Source organism: Desemzia sp. C1, assembly GCF_020882875.1.
In the GTDB taxonomy this organism is placed as follows: domain Bacteria; phylum Bacillota; class Bacilli; order Lactobacillales; family Carnobacteriaceae; genus Desemzia; species Desemzia incerta.
The window spans coordinates 1999649-2019000 of record NZ_JAJIZP010000003.1 but is presented as its reverse complement, the minus strand read 5'-3'; the positions used below and the strand labels follow the sequence as shown (position 1 = coordinate 2019000).

At 37.6% G+C, this 19352-nt stretch carries 14 protein-coding genes and 1 pseudogene; 3 read left to right on the top strand and 12 right to left on the bottom strand.

The window, feature by feature from the left end; translation table 11 throughout:
* Positions 1-147: 147 nt before the first annotated feature.
* The 6 genes and pseudogenes from LMF32_RS10210 to LMF32_RS10185 form a co-directional block, all read right to left on the bottom strand.
* A complete protein-coding gene (locus tag LMF32_RS10210; protein WP_230524676.1) occupies positions 148-1017 on the bottom strand; it encodes an NAD(P)-dependent oxidoreductase in 870 nt (289 codons plus the stop codon).
* A gap of 83 nt (positions 1018-1100) precedes the next feature.
* On the bottom strand, positions 1101-2126 hold the full coding sequence (locus tag LMF32_RS10205) for a glycosyltransferase family 4 protein (RefSeq protein WP_230524675.1): 1026 nt from the start codon (positions 2124-2126) through the stop codon (positions 1101-1103).
* A 4-nt stretch (positions 2127-2130) separates the two neighbouring features.
* Positions 2131-3324 (bottom strand): glycosyltransferase family 4 protein, encoded by a 1194-nt coding sequence (locus LMF32_RS10200; protein WP_230524674.1) that lies wholly within the window; start codon positions 3322-3324, stop codon positions 2131-2133.
* 238 nt (positions 3325-3562) lie between these two features.
* Positions 3563-5284 (bottom strand): annotated as a pseudogene (gene ptsP, locus LMF32_RS10195) (phosphoenolpyruvate--protein phosphotransferase).
* The gene (locus tag LMF32_RS10190) at positions 5284-5550 is read right to left on the bottom strand and encodes a phosphocarrier protein HPr (RefSeq protein ID WP_092479707.1); all 267 of its coding nucleotides are present in this window, start codon (positions 5548-5550) and stop codon (positions 5284-5286) included. The pseudogene ptsP and the gene LMF32_RS10190 overlap by 1 nt, the downstream one beginning before the upstream one ends.
* A 178-nt stretch (positions 5551-5728) precedes the next feature.
* Positions 5729-5917 carry a hypothetical protein gene (locus LMF32_RS10185; RefSeq protein WP_230524673.1) on the bottom strand — a complete coding sequence of 63 codons (189 nt, stop codon included), beginning with the start codon at positions 5915-5917 and terminating at the stop codon, positions 5729-5731.
* A gap of 229 nt (positions 5918-6146) precedes the next feature.
* Here LMF32_RS10185 and LMF32_RS10180 point away from each other — a divergent pair, with 229 nt between their 5' ends.
* Both LMF32_RS10180 and LMF32_RS10175 read left to right on the top strand, forming a co-directional pair.
* Positions 6147-8378: an ATP-dependent Clp protease ATP-binding subunit gene (locus tag LMF32_RS10180; RefSeq protein ID WP_230524672.1), complete on the top strand. Its 2232-nt coding sequence runs from the start codon at positions 6147-6149 to the stop codon at positions 8376-8378.
* A gap of 182 nt (positions 8379-8560) precedes the next feature.
* On the top strand, positions 8561-8836 hold the full coding sequence (locus LMF32_RS10175; RefSeq protein WP_230524671.1) for a DUF1827 family protein: 276 nt from the start codon (positions 8561-8563) through the stop codon (positions 8834-8836).
* 165 nt (positions 8837-9001) lie between these two features.
* Here the strand turns inward: LMF32_RS10175 and ltrA are convergent, their stop codons facing one another.
* The 6 genes from ltrA to LMF32_RS10145 all read right to left on the bottom strand — a co-directional run bounded on the left by ltrA (position 9002) and on the right by LMF32_RS10145 (position 18655).
* Entirely contained in the window at positions 9002-10291 is a 1290-nt protein-coding gene (ltrA, locus tag LMF32_RS10170; RefSeq protein ID WP_230524654.1) for a group II intron reverse transcriptase/maturase, read from the bottom strand.
* A 538-nt stretch (positions 10292-10829) separates the two neighbouring features.
* On the bottom strand, positions 10830-12413 hold the full coding sequence (locus tag LMF32_RS10165; protein ID WP_230524670.1) for a peptide chain release factor 3: 1584 nt from the start codon (positions 12411-12413) through the stop codon (positions 10830-10832).
* Between the two features lie 253 nt (positions 12414-12666).
* Positions 12667-14040 (bottom strand): FAD-dependent oxidoreductase, encoded by a 1374-nt coding sequence (locus LMF32_RS10160; protein ID WP_230524669.1) that lies wholly within the window; start codon positions 14038-14040, stop codon positions 12667-12669.
* A 124-nt stretch (positions 14041-14164) separates the two neighbouring features.
* Positions 14165-15289, bottom strand: a complete 1125-nt coding sequence (locus tag LMF32_RS10155; protein WP_230524668.1) for an AI-2E family transporter — start codon at positions 15287-15289, stop codon at positions 14165-14167.
* A gap of 65 nt (positions 15290-15354) precedes the next feature.
* Positions 15355-16389 carry a M42 family metallopeptidase gene (locus tag LMF32_RS10150; protein ID WP_230524667.1) on the bottom strand — a complete coding sequence of 345 codons (1035 nt, stop codon included), beginning with the start codon at positions 16387-16389 and terminating at the stop codon, positions 15355-15357.
* Positions 16390-16519: 130 nt separating this feature from the next.
* Complete coding sequence (locus LMF32_RS10145; protein ID WP_230524666.1) at positions 16520-18655, bottom strand: type IA DNA topoisomerase; 2136 nt, start codon at positions 18653-18655, stop codon at positions 16520-16522.
* A 258-nt stretch (positions 18656-18913) separates the two neighbouring features.
* Between LMF32_RS10145 and LMF32_RS10140 the strand changes: the two genes are divergently transcribed.
* On the top strand, positions 18914-19348 hold the full coding sequence (locus tag LMF32_RS10140) for a GNAT family N-acetyltransferase (protein ID WP_230524665.1): 435 nt from the start codon (positions 18914-18916) through the stop codon (positions 19346-19348).
* Positions 19349-19352 lie beyond the last annotated feature (4 nt).

Genomic DNA, 19352 nt, shown 5'->3' with positions numbered 1-19352 from the left:
AAATAACATGACAAAAAAATGAGAAAACTGTTTCTTATATGCTGTACTTGTTGAATACATTCGATTCACAAGAGGACCCCGACCAGTTTTTTGCAAAAAAAAAACGCCCGCAGAAAAAAATGACTGCTGACGCTTTTCTCAATATCTTTACATTTCCCACCATAGTTTGATTAATGCCTGTGTACCGTCATTCCCTTTACCTTTACCTTCCAACTCTTCATAGAGTTTTTCTGCTAAGGCTGTAGAAGGTAAATTCAGGTTCATTCTTTGCGCTTCTTCTAAAGCTATCTTTAAATCTTTAACAAAGTGTTTAACGAAGAATCCAGGAGAATAATCTTCTTTTAAAATACGTGGAGCATAATTGGTCAATGACCAGTTTTGGGCGCTCCCGCCTCCAACAGTATCGACTACTTTTTCAATATCTAATCCAGCTGCCTTTGCGTACACTAACAATTCCGTCATACCTGTCATCGTGCCCGCAACCATGATCTGGTTAGCCATTTTAGTATGTTGTCCGCTGCCAGCCGGTCCTTGAAGATTGACCTTGCTGGAAAATAAATTAAAGATGGGTTCCAGTCTTTCAAATACATCTTGGTCTCCGCCTATCATGATGGTCAGAGTTCCGTTTTTCGCCCCTAAATCTCCTCCTGAGACCGGTGCATCTAAAATACCTATACCTTTTTCTTGACCGGTTTCATAGAGCTTTTTCGCTAATGTCGGTGTACTAGTTGTCATATCGACCAACACTTGCCCGGACGCAGCGGTCTGGAAAATTCCGTTTTCTCCATAATAAACTTCTTCCACATCGGATGGGTAACCCACAATAGTAAAGACCAGATCTGCATTTTGCGCTGCTTCAGCTGGAGTACTTTTCCATTTCGCACCCAACTCTATGACCTCAGTCGCTTTATTTTTGGTACGGTTGTAGACTTGTACCTCGTGGCCAGCTTTTAATAAATGTTTAACAATGGATGTCCCCATAACACCCGTTCCAATAAACCCAATTCTTTTTTTCATAAGTACTTATCTCCTCCTCTTATCCCTCGGTAGTAGTATAACACGGATTCAATAGGACACTGCGAAAAGCGCTGTAGACTTTTTTACTGAAGTTGGTCCTGCTGGCTGTAAAACTCCAACCATATGCGAGCCAAGCGCTTTTCTGAATAAGCAGCATTGCCTTCAACCGCTTTTTTCTTTACGCTTTGATAAAAATCCTCATCTTGTTTTAGTCGATCAATCGTTTCTTTCATCGCCGTTTTATCTGCAGCAGGGTGATAGTAGTCTTTTAATACCGGTTCATACAATGGCAGATCACGCAACACAACAGGTGTATGACATGCTAAAGATTCCAAAATACACATTGGAAACAACTCTTCGTACGACGGCAATAAAAAGACATCAGCTAGATTATAATAGTCTAGCATTTCACTTCGGTTGAGTATGCCGGTAAAGAGCAGATTTTCAGGCGGATGGTCCATGATTTTTTTAAACTTTTCATACCCGTCTGTTATTTTCCCAAATGAAAATCCTCCTGCCCAAATGAACTGAACATCAGGCATTTCTTCAGCTAGTTTTACGAAGTCGTATACGCCTTTTCGCTCTTGGACTTGTCCGGCTCCAAATACTACAAATCGGTCAGGTTTGATTCCCAACTTTTCTTTCGCCTGTTTTTTTCGCTCAGAAGAATAGACAAAAAAGTCCTTTTCCGCTACAAAATTTGGAATATATGTAATATCGTTTTCCGCAATGCCGTATTTTTTTAACTCGTCAATAAAAATAGGATTAACCACTACTAGATGGTCCATCCTTTTATAGAAAGATATGACATATTTATAAAATACTTCTTCTATGAGTTTTGGTAAATGAATACTGCCTTTTAGTGTGGAAGGCAAAAAGTGAACATAACCTATTCTTCTTCCAAATCGCTTCCTAAAAAAAGTGCTGATATAAAAATGTAAATCGATTGTATGATAATGGCTGATAGCTGATTTCGAAAACCGATTGATAGAAAGATCGATAGAATCTTTATGGTATGTTTTTAACAATTGCAGCAATTCAATATAAGCACTGCCTACACCTTGACCTTTTACTTTATCAGCAGAAGAAAACATATTTATATGAAGCATGACTTTAACCTCTCCTTACTGATTTTCGGTAATATTTTGGCTCAACCGGTTTTTCCAGCTGATAAGATTGCATCGCTTCTTGGTAATATTTCAGGACTTCTTCACCAAACACCGTTGACGAAATCGATTGAAGCAAGTTTTTACGATCTATAGTGTTACTTTTTTGAGCATCCCTATTCTTTAGATAGTCTAGAACCGTCTGACCTAATTCTTCGTCATACCGGTATGTTTTACCCAGCTTGCCGCTATAAATCAACATATCCGTATAAGGGCTAGACTTAGCTACAATGTTTGTTCCAGCAGCGATTGCTTCAATGTATGTCAGACCTTGAGATTCAGATGTAGAAGCATTAACATACAAATCCGAAGCTTGATAGTAAGCATTCACTTCATCTACATGGACTTCTCCAGTAAAACGAACGGATGGAGCGATGTTTAACGCCTCACTCAACTGCTCCAATTCACTACGAATAGGCCCATCGCCAACTACAATTAATTTAGCGGTCGGATATTCGCCTAACACAGTCGGAAAAGCTTTTAAGATAGCCTCTATATTTTTTTCATGCGCTAAACGACTCAAAGATAACAACACCAATTCATCTTCTTCAATAGCCAATTCTTCGCGAATATTTCGTGTTGATGGGGCTCTTAATTTTTCCAAATTGACACCTGTAGGGATCACTCGGATGTCTTGTTTTACGCCGTAGAACAACAATTTATTTTTGGCTTTTTCACTTGGAGCAATTACTCCAGCCGTTTGATTGCAAAAATATTTGGAAACGACTTTTACATGTGATGGACGCAAAACTTTCCCTTTAGCCACGTAATGCAGATAGTCTTCATACATCGTGTGATACGTGTGCACGCAAGGAATCCCCAGTTGCCGCGCTACGTATTTGCCAGTTAACCCCAAGCTAAATTCAGTATGCGTATGAACTAAATCAAGGCGCAACTCTTTGGATTTTTTCAATGCAGTCAACATGCCGCGAAAAGCCACACGTCTATCTTTAAAAGAAAAGAAAGGAATACTAGCAAATCGCACGATACCCGGTTCATATTTATCAGCTTTAGGATCTGTCGTTGTAAAAATCACTACTTCATGTCCATGAGCTTCCAATTCTTCCTTTAATGTTTGGATAGATGTCGCTACCCCACTGACTTGGGGGAAATACGAATCAGTGAAAATTCCTATTCTCATTTTTATTTTCACTCCTTTAATAAGATTATACGGATTTTCAGTAAAAAAAACAGTGCAATTAAAGTAAATATTTCATTTTCATTGTTTTTTTGATAGATTGCTCATCATAATCTTACCTTAACACAGATGGATAAAGAAATAATCCATCTTTAGCAGTAGAAAAAAGCACTTTATACAAAAAAACACTTGGTTTAGGAATCCCTAAACCAAGTGTTTTATAATTATTATCTTTATGGTTTTATTTTAGATATTCTTCAACTAAACCAACAACTTCTTCAGCAGTGTCGCATTCATTGATTGCTCTGTCTGCCAGTTCAGCCATTTTTGTTGAATCCAATGTTTTCATTAAGCTGCGTGTTTTTAACACACTTGATGCACTCATTGAGAACTCGTCTAAACCAAGACCTAATAATAACGGAACAGCTGTTTGATCTCCAGCCATCTCTCCACACATACCAGCCCATTTGCCTTCTTTATGCGCTGAATCAATAACATTCTTGATTCAGCGTAAAATTGAAGGATTGTAAGGTTGGTACAAGTAAGAAACGCGCTCATTCATACGGTCAGCAGCCATCGTATATTGAATCAAGTCATTCGTTCCAATACTAAAGAAATCTACTTCTTTAGCAAATTTGTCTGCAATTACAGCTGCAGCAGGAATTTCAATCATGATACCAACTTGGATAGAATCAGAAACTTCAACACCATCTTTGATCAAGTTTTCTTTTTCTTCCAATAAAATAGATTTAGCTTCACGGAATTCGCCTAAAGTAGCGATCATTGGGAACATGATACGCAAGTTACCATGAACTGATGCACGTAATAGAGCACGCAATTGTGTTCTGAACATGTCAGATTCATTTAAACTGATACGGATTGCACGATATCCCAAGAACGGGTTCATTTCATGAGGTAAATCTAAGTAAGGAAGTTCTTTATCCCCACCGATGTCCATTGTACGAACAACGACTGGTTTTTCTCCCATACTCTCTAACACTGTTTTGTAAGCTGTATATTGATCATCTTCCGTTGGGAAATCTGGTGAGTCCATATATAAGAATTCAGTACGGTACAAGCCAACTGCTTCAGCTCCATTGTTGTGAACTCCGTCTAAATCTTTAGGAGTACCAATGTTTGCAGCTAATTCAATGTGTTTCCCGTCGGCTGTTACAGTATCTTCTTCTTTTAATTTTTCCCACTCAGCTTTTTGATTTTCAAATTCTTCAGCTTTTACAGAGTAAGTGTTGATTGTGTCAGCATCTGGTTTAATGAATACTTGACCTTCTAAACCGTCAACAATAATTTCATCCCCATCTACTACACGACTTGTAATATCTTTTGAACCAACAATAGCTGGAATCTCAAGAGAACGAGCCATAATAGCAGAATGTGAAGTACGACCTCCGATATCAGTTACGAAAGCCTTAACGTATTTACGGTTTAATTGAGCAGTATCACTTGGTGTTAAATCATGTGCGATCACAATCACTTCTTCATCTATTGTTGAAGGACTAGGTAATTTCACACCTAATAAATGAGCTAAAACGCGTTTGCGAACATCTTTGATGTCAGCTGCTCGTTCTTGCATATATGGATTGTCTTCCATTCCTTCAAAGATAGAAATAAATGTATCAGTAGCTTCTTGAAGCGCACTCTCAGCATTTACTCTGTTGTCTTTGATGTTGCTTTCGACCGTTCCAATCAAATCAGGATCTGAAAGGACCATCAAATGCGCATCAAAAACTTGAGCTTCTTCTTCGCCTAAACTTTTCGCTGCATTCTCACGAATCAAGCTCAACTCTTCTTTAGCTTTAGCCAATGCATCAGTAATGCGTTGAATTTCACTATCTGAATCTTCAACTGATTTTTTGGTGAAAGTTAAATCCGGCTCGATAAGCATATAGGTTTTTGCAATAGCAATACCATCACTAGCTGCAATCCCTTTCAGTACGTCTACCATTATTCTGATAATCCTTCTTTCTTCATTGTTTCTGCGATTCCAGAAATTGCTTCAGCTTCGTCTGCTCCTTCAGCAGAAATCGTAACGTCTGCGCCTTGGCCAACACCTAAAGACATAACGCCCATGATTGATTTCAAGTTTACAGATTTACCTTTGTATTCAAGGTTGATATCTGAGTTGTATTTGCTTGCTGATTGTACTAATAATGTAGCTGGACGTGCATGGATTCCTGTTTCAGCTACGATATGAAATTCGCGTTTTTCCATAATGGTTATTCCCCTTTATTTCAAATATTTTTTTATTTAGAGTCAGTTTCATCTATAATACTGTTAAACAGTAAAAGACATAGTTAAAAATAACCCTTTCAAAAATTAGATTACCATTTTTTCAATCATTTCACAACTCTTTTTACATTGTAAACGCTAAATCGAAGATAAATTTAATCTATTCTCTCGGTTTACGTCTATAGACAACGTTTCCACCTAATCCAGCTTCACCTATAACGTTATTTTTTTCTGGATGCTGATTCCACGCTTCTAAAAAAATCATGAACTCATCTTTTGGAATAATGATTTCTTCCACTTCCCCATTACTTAATGCAAAAAGTTTTTGCTGCATTTCTTCTTTAGTCAACTTAACCACCTCGTTTTTCTGTTGGGTCTAGTGTATCACTTTCATAAAATAGAAAATAGTTGTATCTTAGCTTTGTAAATAAAAACTTATTTATGCAACAGACGTCTAATTTTTACGAGAAAAAAACTTGAAAGTCAGGAATGGTCAGTGTATAATAAATTCATAAAGGTCAGACAAAGTCAAATTCATGTCTGACTGATGAATCAATCTTTGAAAGGTTGTGTAAATTATGTTATGTCAAAATTGTCACCAAAACGAAGCTACTATTCATTTGTATACTAGTATGAACGGCCAAAAAGGTCAATTAGATCTATGTCAAAACTGTTACCAAGAATTGAAAAATGCACAAGCTCGAGGAATGGGAAATAACCGCCCACCTCAAAATCCTTTTGGGTTTGGAAATTTAGATGATTTATTCCGTTCTATGCAAGGCGGAGCAAGAGAATATCCTAATTCTGATGTCCCTCCTACTCAAACCGGTGGCGGCAGAGGCAATCAGCCTCCAACCAGAAGAAAATCTGGTTTACTGGGAGAGTACGGTACTAACTTGACCGACTTAGCAAAATCAGGAGCCATTGACCCAGTTATCGGTAGAGACCAAGAAATCGAACGAGTATTAGAAATCTTGAACCGCCGTACAAAAAATAATCCTGTTTTGATCGGTGATCCCGGTGTTGGGAAAACTGCTGTTGTAGAAGGTTTAGCACAAAAAATCGTAGACGGAGACGTTCCTCAAAAATTGATGAACAAAGAAGTCATCCGCTTAGACGTTGCTTCATTAGTTCAAGGAACGGGTATTCGTGGTCAATTTGAAGAGCGCATGCAACAATTGATGAATGAATTGAAGCAAAATAATAATATAATCTTGTTTATTGATGAGATTCATGAAATCGTGGGCGCAGGTAGTGCAGACGGCAGTATGGATGCAGGTAATATTTTAAAACCTGCCCTAGCACGTGGCGAACTTCAATTAGTTGGTGCTACTACACTAAGAGAATACCGTTCAATCGAAAAAGATGGTGCATTAGAACGTCGTTTACAACCTGTACGTGTAGATGAACCCACCCTTGATGAGACTTTTAGTATCTTAAAAGGGATTCAAAAGAAATACGAAGAATATCATCAAGTAAAATATACAGACGAAGCTATACGAAGTGCGATCAACTTATCTGATCGTTATATCCAAGATCGGTTCTTGCCGGATAAAGCAATTGATTTGTTAGATGAATCAGGCTCTAAGAAGAACCTGACTATCCAAACCATTGATCCGCAGATCATAGAAGAAAAAATCGCTGAGGCTGCTCAAGAAAAACAAGCTGCTCTGCAAAATGAAGACTATGAAAAAGCTGCATTTTATAGAGACCAAGCTGCTAAATACGCAGCTATGCGAGATCAACAACAACCCGATTCAGAAAAACCGGTCGTTACTGAGCAAGATATGATCAATATCATTGAATTAAAAACAAATATCCCTGTTGGAGATCTAAAAGAAAAAGAACAAGCTCAATTGCGCAACTTAGATACTGACTTGAAAAAACATGTCATAGGTCAAGATGCTGCTATTGAAAAAATTGCTAAAGCTATCCGCAGAAACCGCGTTGGTTTCAATAAAAAAGGCAGACCTATTGGTTCATTCTTGTTTATCGGACCAACTGGTGTCGGAAAAACAGAATTAGCTAAGCAATTAGCATTTGAATTATTCGGCAGTAAAGATTCGTATGTACGTTTTGACATGAGTGAATACATGGAAAAACACAGTGTCTCTAAATTGATCGGTTCTCCTCCAGGATATGTTGGTTACGAAGAAGCTGGTCAATTAACTGAAAAAGTTCGTCGTAACCCATACAGCATTTTGTTGTTGGATGAGATTGAAAAAGCTCACCCAGATGTATTGCATATGTTCTTGCAAATTCTTGACGATGGTCGTTTGACGGATGCTCAAGGAAGAACTGTAAGCTTTAAAGATACGATCATTATTATGACAAGTAATGTTGGACAAGGCGAAGTTGAGGCTAGTGTCGGATTCGCGGCTACTAATCAAGCAAACCGAAGTTCAGTCTTGAACCATTTAACAGACTACTTCAAACCAGAGTTTATCAACCGCTTTGACGGCATTATCGAATTTAATACGTTGAGCAAAGAAAACTTGCTCCGTATTGTTGATTTGATGATTCTAGATGTGAATCGCATGCTTCAAGATCAACGCATCACCTTAGATGTCGATCAACAAGCGAAAGAAAAATTAGTAGATCTTGGATATAATCCTAAGATGGGCGCTCGTCCGCTACGAAGAGTAATCCAAGAACAAATAGAAGACCGTGTAGCTGATTTCTATTTGGATCATCCAAACGCTAAAGAATTGATTTGCACGATTGAAGAAGATGAAATCACTATAAAGGAAAAAGAAATCGCTGAGGTCAGAGAAGAAAGCGAATCTTCTTCATCAGAGACAACAGAATAATTTTTGATATCACTTCTCACTATAGGTTTTTAATACCATGCCCTTTGAAGTAAGAATAAAGATTTCTTATCTTCAAAGGGCATTTTTTCTTCCAAATAGTAAATAATATTTTGAAAAACGGTTTAGTGAGGTTTATAATAAAACCAAATAATAAAATTTTAAAGAAGAACGAGGTGGACAGCATGAAATTAATTGATGTAACCAATAGCCATTCTCTTTTAGTAAGTAGTCAGTTAGAAAATACTGATGCCGTTTTTATAAAAGTCTTTTCATTAGGTCCTACCACAGTAATTTTCTCCGGCGCGCCTACACATGAGGATGTTATTCTTGAAAATAAGAAAAGAAATATAAAGAGTACTGAAGTCCAATACGCTATTGAACGTATTCTAGAAACAGATCCAAGCGAGGTAGAAATCTTTGAAGCTCCGCATCTAGTAGAAATTTCTATTAAACGCTGACTTTATTTATCGATACAATCCCAACAGACAGGAGCCAACATTCATTTTCATTTGTTTACGTTGACTGTCTCATTTCACTCATAATCGAGTAGGAGATAAATAATTAATTTATTTATCGTCCTCTCACACCACCGTACGTACCGTTCGGTATACGGCGGTTCAATTTCATATAACATGCTTTTGTTTTAAATAGTAACTATCTGGAGATACTAGACCTTTGAAGGCTAGTATCTTATTGGTTACTGTGGTTGTCATAACCCAGGACAGGGCTATTCGGGCAGTTCCTTTGGAACTGTGGCTATTCATGTAGGCGTTGTAGTCGCTCATCCCTAGTTTAGTGAGGGCTCTTCTTCGATTTTTGGCTGTTTTCCATTGGTGCCAGATACACATCCTCAGTCGATAACGAAGATGACTCGCTATTTTCTTGAGTTTTGTGTGCATATTTCCTATTTTGAAATAGTTCACCCATCCTCTGATGACTTGATTCAATTTAACGATGCGGTAAGCCATATCAATGCCCCAGCTTTTCTTGCTTAGCTGATGAAGCTTATATTTAAACGTCTCGATTGATATGGCATGAGGCTTTGCTTGATAGCCTTTATCTGCTTTCGACCAATAGAATCCAAATCCCAAGAATTTAAAGGTTGGGTCATTAGGTTTAATGATTTTCGATTTACTCGTGTTCACAGTTAAACCCAGAGTTTCCTCAATATATCGTGTAACCGAACGCATTACGCGCCTTGCTGCGAATTCGCTCTTAACGAGGATAATGCAGTCATCTGCGTATCGCACGAAGTGTAGACCTCTTCTCTCTAGTTCTTGGTCGAGTTCATTTAAGAGGATATTACTCAATAATGGCGAGAGGTTTCCCCCTTGGGGAGTGCCAACTGGACTTTCCTCATATTCTCCGTTTACCATAATGCCACTCACGAGATATTTCCGAATCAATGATATCACATCACCATCGGTTATTTTCCGAGAAACTAGATTCATCAGTCGATCATGGTTAACAGTGTCAAAGAACTTCTCTAAATCAATGTCGACAATCCAGTGATAACCTTCGTTCATATCTCTTAGCCCTTGCGCTATAGCCATATGGGCGTTGCGGTTTGGACGGAATCCATAACTACTGTTGTGGAAGTGTTCGTCAAAAATGGGTGTGAGAACTTGTGCAATCGCTTGTTGAATAACTCGGTCAACCACTGTCGGTATACCCAGTAGTCTGACCCCACCCGATGGTTTAGGTATTTCTACTCTTCTGACAGGTTTAGGTTGATAGTGACGTTGACGAATAGTCTGAATAAGCTCTTCTTTGTGCTGACGAAGATATTCTTTAGCCTCTTCGATAGACATACCGTCAATGCCTGCGGCACCTTTATTCCGTTCCACTTGTCGAAAGGCTTCGTTTAAATTATTTCTGGATAGGATTCTATCCAGTGTCCTGTTTTCCTGCATGCTTGTTACTCCTTTTCTGCTCTCGTAAGGCAGCTATCTACTTTTACGCTGTCGTAGCCAATAGTCTTTGGCGGCCTCCAATAAAGATGTTTGTAACGATAAAATTGTTCGGTCCTTCGCTCTTTCTAGCTTTCACTAGCTGTCTTCACTACTACGACCTCTGCTGACTTCTCATGAGTCAAGCACTTATCACTAAGTGTATTTGGTATAACGTCATGAGACCTCCCCAGTTAAGGTGCGAACTCTTTCACTCCATCTATCTGCCACATTTATGCTTCGAGTTAGGACAGTTATCGGACTTTAGCTTCTTTCGCAGCCTTATCCACTCGACTCACCTCTTATGTGATTTCTGTTCGTCAGACCAGAGTTTTGCCTTAGGCTTCCTTCAGATTCCACCTCACGGTGGACACCCTTGCCGTCAGCTATATGCTTACCACTGTCAGGTCGCATTCGGGACTTGCACCCGTTAGAGTTCGCCCATGCTGGGCGAACAAAAAAATGACCGCTGAATGATTCAGCGGTCATTTTTTATGTTTTTTTACAACAATGTTTTTAATTCAACATCCGGATATTTATCTGAGAACCAACGCATTGCAAATTCATTTTCAAATAAGAACAACGGGTTGCCAAAACGGTCTTTCGCTAGGATATTTCGACTAGACGACATATTCTCATCTAAATCATCGACATCGATCCAACGAGCGATTTTATGCCCCATTGGAGACATAATGATTTCTGAATTGTATTCACCCAGCATTCTGTGTTGGAACACTTCGAATTGCAGCTGACCAACAGCACCGATAATATAATCTTCCGTGTGGTATGTTTTATACAATTGAATAGCACCTTCTTGCACCAATTGTTGAACACCTTTATGGAATGATTTTTGTTTCATTACATTTTTAGCTGAAACTTTCATAAACAATTCAGGAGTAAATTGCGGCAAATCTTCAAACTCAATTTTTAAATTGTTTTCGTAAATCGTATCTCCGATCTGGAAGTTTCCAGTATCGTATAGCCCAATGATATCTCCTGCAACAGCATGCTCTACTGTCTCGCGTGTTTCAGCCATAAATTGAGTCGAATTAGACAATCTCATTTTCTTAGAGGTTCTTGCTAAAGTGACATCTATTCCACGTTCAAATTTACCAGAACAAATTCGTACAAAAGCGATTCGGTCTCTATGAGCAGGGTCCATATTCGCTTGAATTTTAAAGACAAATCCAGAAAATTTTTCTTCCGATGGACTTATTTGTTCTTCATTTTTTGTTTCATGAGCAGATGGACCAGGCGCAAATTCTAGATAAGTATCTAAAAATGTTTGCACACCAAAATTGGTCAATGCAGAACCAAAAAATACAGGCGTCAATTCTCCGGCTTGAATTTTTTCTCTCGAAAATTCATTTCCAGCTTCACTTAACAATTGGGCATCCTCAAGTGCTTGCGTATATAAGCTGTATTGTTTTAACGGATGATCTCCAATGATCTCCCCATCTTCATCTAATGGAGCATAAGATTCACCATTTAAGCCATTGATTTCAGGGCGATGCACTTCTACACGATTGTTATAAAGGTCGTATAATCCTAATAAACCTTTCCCCATACCGATTGGCCAATTCATTGGGTAAGCATCAATTTCTAACACTTCTTCCAATTCATCAATCAAGTCTAACGGCTCTCTTCCATCCCGGTCTAATTTGTTAATGAAGGTAAAAATAGGAATACCTCTCATGCGACAAACTTTAAATAATTTCTTTGTTTGCGGCTCAATCCCTTTGGCACTGTCAATAACCATTACTGCACTATCCACAGCCATCAAAGTACGGTAAGTATCTTCAGAAAAATCCTCATGTCCAGGAGTATCTAAAATGTTGATTCTTTTGCCACTATAATCAAATTGCATCACTGAACTGGTTACTGAGATCCCACGTTGTTTTTCAATCTCCATCCAGTCTGATTTAGCAAATTTTCCAGATTTTTTCCCTTTTACAGTACCCGCTTGACGAATCGCTCCACCAAAAAGCAATAATTGCTCGGTGATCGTCGTTTTCCCAGCATCCGGGTGAGAAATAATCGCAAAAGTTCTACGAGATGCCACTTCTTCTTTTAATGTTTGGTTCATATTCAAATCCCTCTTTTAAATTTCTTTTAGTTTTTATATAAGCAGAATCTGTTGATTCAGTTAGCATTAAGAATCTTTTCTGCACTAATCAAGCTTTACTATCTACAACTAATTAATTATAACATAATTTAAAAACGAGAGCGAGATAAATCTAAATCCTAGAATGGCTTCGGCGTGAGGAAGATGGAAAATAAAGAACAAAAAAATGACTGAAGTAAGACTCCAGTCATTTTTATTCTTCTTAAATTAAGGATTAAGCAGTTACTTCTGTGCCTAATGCGATTTTTCTTTCTTGTTCTACTGCTGCTTGTGCAAGCAAGTTCAAGTAGTTCCAAGGACGATCGAATACTGGTTGGAAGAAGAAGTCAACATATGCCAAATCTTCGATAGTCATTTTGTTTTGTACAGCTAATGACAATGTATTAGCTGATTGAGTAATATCATATTTAGACATTACTTGTCCACCAACGATGCGGTTTGTTCCTACTTCATAAACTAATTTCATCAATACTTTTTCATTTGTCGGCATGAATTCTGGACGGTAGTAGTCTTCTACTACAACTGAACGAACGTCTAATCCGAAATGAGAGGCACTGTTTACGTTTACTCCTGTAGAACCGATGTTGAAACCGAACAAGTACAATCCAGATGTAGATTGTGTTCCACGGTATTTAACACTTGGTTCAACAATGTTTTTACCAACTAAAGTTCCCATACGAACAGCGTTAGTTGCTAATGGAATGTATGCAGATCCACCATTTGGATTGTAATGAACTGCACAGCTGTCTCCAGCAGCGTAAATATCTTTATCGCTTGTTCTCATGTATTCATCAACAATAATAGCGCCATTTGGCAACATGTCTACTTTGTCTTTTAACAATTCATTGTTTGGACGGAAACCAACACACATGATAACCATTTCAGTTTCAAATGAATTTTCAGAAGTGACAACTTTAGTTACTTCTCCATTTTCATTTGCTTCAAAGCCATTTACAGTTTGGTTTAGTGCTAATTTGATTCCACGTTCTTGCAAATCATGTTCTAAGATGTCTGTGAATTCTGGATCTAGGTATTTGTTTAAAATACGGTCTAATCCATCAATCAACGTAACATCTTTTCCAGATTCAGCAAAAGCTTCCACTAATTCAATACCAATGTAACCTCCACCAACAATAACAACTTTTTGTTTGTCTTTTGCTTGGCTGATGATTTCATTAGCTTGGTTGTAGTTTTTGCATAATAAAATGTTTTTAGACTCGATACCAGAAATTGGTGGAACAATAGGCCATGAACCAGTTGTATTCACTAATTTATCGTATGATTCTTCAAAAATTTCACCAGTTTGCATATTTTCTACAGTAACTTTTTTAGCAACAGTATCAATATTTGTAACATTGTGTTCCATGTGCACAGTTGCGCCCATTTCAGTTAATTCTTCAGGGTTTGAATAGAATAGACCTGCTGGATCTTTCACAACGCCACCAACATACAATGCGATTCCGCATGATAAGAATGACACATTGTCATTTCGTTCAAAAACAGATACTTCAGTATTGGGATGCTCATTAAGAATAGTTTTTACTGCTGATGTTCCAGCATGCGTACATCCTACAACGACTACTTTCACTATGAATCCTCCTATTTAGATCACTTATACAGATCATTTTCAACGGTATTTTATGCTAAGAACATTTATTATTCTTAAGCACAGCTCATAGAATACTACACTCTTCACAAAGTTGTCAATGGTTTTAATCAGAAGTTCGTGCATTTTTTTTCAAATTTGCGTATCTGAACTCTTTTCTCAATTTATACATGTTGTGTAAGTAGATGATGATCGTTTTTGTTACCGCATACGTAGGAACGGCCATAATCATTCCCAAGACTCCTGCTAAGTTTCCTGCGACCAAAAGGATGATGATAATTGTTAATGGGTGGATATCCAAAGATTTACCAATAATATTCGGCGAAATCAAATTGCTCTCGATTTGTTGGATCACCAGCACCACCAAAGCTACTTTTACTGCTTGAACCGGAGAAATTGTTAAGGCCAAGACAACTGCCGGAGCAGCTCCGATAAATGGTCCTAGATAAGGAATGATGTTGGTTACCCCGGCAATCAATCCAAACAACAAAGCATACGGCAAACCGATCAGCATATAGCCCAGATAAGTAAAGATACCAATAAATAAACAAACTAAAGCTTGCCCACTTATATAAGAAGAAATCGTTTGATTCATTTGACTTAGTAAGCCGATCATTTCTGTTCGGTATTCTGCAGGCAAGAACCGAGAAATCGCTTGAGGCAATTTTTCACCATCCCGGAACATGTAAAACAAAATGATTGGAACAGTTACTACGAAAATAGCTGTATTTGCCACTATGCCTACTAAAGAACTCAGACTAGAAGTAACATTGGTAATCAGAAAATTCGAGACGTTCTTGATGCTTAATCCAAACGAATCGATCAATTCGTCTACGTTGATTTCTTGAAACCATTGCTGCTCTTCCCATTTTGTCAATTGTGTTTCAAGGTCAGAGACAACTTTAGGCAGACTTTCTAATAGTTGCGCTACTTGAGTAACAATAGCTGGTATCAACGTCAAAATTAAAATCACTACCACACTAATGAACGCCAATAACACAATGGGAGCAGCAATTTTCCTCTTGATATTGATTTTTTCCAGTAAAGTAGTTATAGGGTTTAATAAGTAATACAAAAAACCAGCTGTCAAAATCGGCAAAAATAATGTGGCAATAAACGTTGTTACGGGATAAAAAACAAAATTGATCTGTGTCATGATATAAAAGATAGTTACGATGACTAACAACCAAACAGACCAAAACATTAACTGGGAGTCCTTAAGTTTATTCATTTAATTTCTTTCCTCTTTCCTAAAACATAATGGTTGATCTACATCTTGATAACGTAAAAGAATTATTAGTCGATAACAGATAACAAGTACTGTTCTACTAGGTTTTCAGTAGCTTTGATTGAATCATTGTGCGTTCTTTCGTAAGCGTGACTGGCATCAATTCCAGCTCCAATCAATCCATGACGAACGTCTGCCCCGGCTTTCATCGCTGCTGAAGCATCACTGCCATAAAAAGGATAGATATCCAATTGATAAGGAATTTGATGCTTTTCACACAGTTGAGTCAATTGCTTTCTGAATTGGTAATGATAAGGCCCACTGGCATCTTTTACACAAATCGAAACGGAATATTCATCTGTTTGCTGGTCATCACCCATAGCTCCCATATCTACCGCTAAATACTCAACAACTTTATCTGAGATATTGGAGTTTCCGCCATAACCGATTTCTTCATTATTTGAAATAAAGAAATGTGTCGTATGTGGAAGAGTGATCTTTTCTTTGACTATTTTTGATAGAAATTGCAGCAAAATAGCTACACTCACTTTGTCATCCAAGTGACGCGATTTGATAAATCCTGAATCTGTAATTTCCGTACGCGGATCAAAACTGATGAAATCTCCTACAGAAATCCCTAATGCTTTAGCTTCTTCCGCTGTAGTAACTTTTTCATCGATTCTTACTTCTATATTATCTTGATTTCTTGCAGCTTCTCCAGCATCTTTATAGACATGCACACTAGTTTGATGCATAAGTATGGTTCCTTTATAGGTCTCACCTCTCGTAGTATGGATCGTACAATACTCTCCTTCTATCGCGTTGAAGCGGAACCCTCCAATCAAGTCGATTTTTAATCTTCCATCTGGTTTGACAGCTCGTACCATTGCTCCTAATGTATCAACATGGGCTGTAATAAATCTCTCTTGTTCTGTGTTTTCTCCTTCAACCGTTATCATCAAGCTGCCTTTGCGGTTGATTACAGGTATGTATCCTTCTTTTTCCATCATTTCTTTGATCACAGAAATGATTTCATACGTATTTCCTGTTGGGGAAGGGATATTCGTTAACTGTTTCACTTTGTCGATTGTTTGCTCAGTCATCCTATTGCTCCATTCTATTCTATTTTTTATTATTTTCAGTATAAGCTAAAGTGTTAGAGAAAGAAAGATGGTATACATGTAGTCCGAAAATAGTAGCTCACCTTCAGACTACTTGACCTCCCAAACAAATTTAGCTTGTTTCTTTTTTATCAAATGGTTTAAAAGCCAATTCTTGCTTTTCATTTATCATCAAGGCTGCTGAAAACAAGTGACCACTTTTCTTTTTGAATCCTTTTAACACTTGTGTTTCTCCTTTTTCCAGTAGTTTTCTGACGGTTGCCGGCGAGAGTGTCTTACCTACGAACTTTTTGGGGATCAAGAACCCGCAACCTTTGCTATACCCCGTACAGCCATAAATCTTCCCTTTATCGATGATCGTTTGTCTGCACTTAGGACAAATACCTATAGGCTCTCTGTCAGTTTTTCCCTCAGTTGCTTTGTCAGACCAATCATGTGTATTCAACGTTTCAACAGCTGAAGTCAATGTGTGTTGAATAAACTGTTCGATATTGGCCAAAAAAGCTTTTTGAGTTCCTTCTTCACTTTTGATTTTTTTCAAATAGGTTTCCCATTTCGCAGTCATTTCTGGACTGCTTAACAACGTATTTTCTACCGCCTCACATAAGATTTCACCTTTCGCGGTAACCGTAACCGTATTCTTTTTAACGTCAATATACTGTTGGTGTTTTAGCGTCTCCAAAACGTTTGCTCTAGTCGCTTCTGTTCCAATTCCTTCTGTTTCTTTTAGGATCTCTTTTTCTTCCGCATTGTCTAATTCTTTTCCACACGTTTTCATTGCTGTGATGAGTGTACCTTCTGTATAAAACTTAGGCGGTGTGGTCATTCCTTTTGACGTTTTCAATTCAGTTTCTACTGGTTCGTCTTTCTTTAATGGCGGGAGTTCCACCTGATCATCTTTACTTGTTTTTTTAGTAGACGCATATTCTAGTTTTCTCCACCCATCTTCTAAGACCACTTTTCCTTTACTCACGAAATCAAGCTGTTTGATGTCAACTGTGACTTTCGTTTCATCATACACGTAGTTCGTTTCAAACATCGCTAGCGTCCGTTTTAAAACAGTATAGTAAATTTGTTTTTGTATAGGAGACAATTTATCTAGTTGCTTTTGAGCAGGTATTTTCTTAGTCGGGATAATAGCATAATGTTCTTGGACTTTTGAATCGTCCACATACCGTTTTCTCTTACTCGTATTCGGCTGTTCTATTTTATAGTTCAGCAACTGCTCATAGTCTTTTCTCTTTTCCAGCAAATAAGCAAACTCAGACCCAGTGATGTGTCTGCAATCACTTCTGGGATAACTCAATAATTTGGCTTCATACAACGACTGAACATGTTTCAATGTATCAGAAGGACTGATTTTATACTTTTTGTTAATCAAACTTTGCAAGTCGCTTAATGAAAATAATAAAGGTGATGGTTGAGAGATTCTTTTTGTCTCTACATCTGTTATCTTGCCGGAGTTGTGAGCTGATAAGCCATGTTTTTGAATCACGTCTAACAGTTCTTTTTTGGATGGGAATTTTTTATGGTATTTTGCTTGAAATACACCTTTTTCAGCTGTAACTTCTGCGTGCAATTCAAAAAACGGCTGTGGAACAAACTGTTCGATTTCTTTTTGCCGTTGATAAATCATATACAATGTTGGAGTCTGTACACGACCTACGCTAAAAACTCCTTCATTGATTCCTTTAGCTTGTAAAGACAAGGTATAAAAGCGAGACAAATTGATGCCTACAAGCCAATCACTAACCTGCCTTGTTTGAGCTTCAATATAAGAAGAATAAAATTCTTTACCGTCTCTTAATCGAGCAAAACCTTTTTGAATTTCTTCCGTCTCCAGTGAATTGATCCACAGTCGTTTAATGATTTTATTCTCGGCCTTCGCTTGATGAATAATAGATCGGGCAATATTTTCTCCTTCTCGATCACTATCTGTGGCAATAATGATTTCATCAGCTTCTTTTAACAATTTTTTTACCACTGTAAATTGTTTCGCCTTTCCAGACCCTACTTTAAAACGAAAATTTTCTGGGATGATAGGCAGTTCTTTCATGCTCCATTTTTTCCATTCTTTTTTATAGGTCTCCGGAGGGGCTAATTCGATCAGATGTCCGTATCCCCAGGTGATGACAAACTCATTTGATGCAGACAAGGTGATATAACCATTTTTTTTAGTATATTTCCCAAAGGATTCAGCATAAGCTTGTGCTTGGGAAGGCTTCTCTGCTAAAACTACTTTTTTCATGTTTCTCACTACCTTCAGTTAGATGTTTTTATTTTTTTATCATTATATTCTACGTTTTATTAGCTGTTTCACTATATCCTTTTTGAAGTTCAGCTAACTATATAATACTTTATTCATTGCCGTTTTTTTGATAAAAAATTGATTATTTTTATACATGATGCAAAATTGATTCAAATAGAAAAAACTTGTTTTGAAATTGTCCTTTCACTTTCCTTATGTTACTCTATTTATCAAATAGAAAAAAGTGAGGCTGGGCAAATGAACTTTGAATGGACAACAGATATTGAATCTTCTATCTGTAAAGACTCTTTAGCTCTACGGACAAAAGTTTTTGTAGAAGAACAAAAAGTACCGGTAGAATTGGAAATCGACGAACTGGAAAGTAAAACAATCCATGTTGTTGGATACAACCATCAACATGCTATCGCTACTGCACGTATTTATGAAAAAAGTCCCCATACTTACAAGGTTCAACGCGTAGCGGTAGACTCTGAATTACGTGGCCAGAAAGTCGGTATGCAGCTTATGCAAGAAGTCGAAAGATATGTTTCTTCTCTTAAAGGAAAAGCGATGATCTTAGAAGCTCAAGATTACGCCATTCCATTCTATGAAAAATTAGGCTTTATTATTACAGATCCAAATGGGTTTATGGATGCAGGGATCCCTCATCATGCAATGGCAAAACAATTGTGAGTTG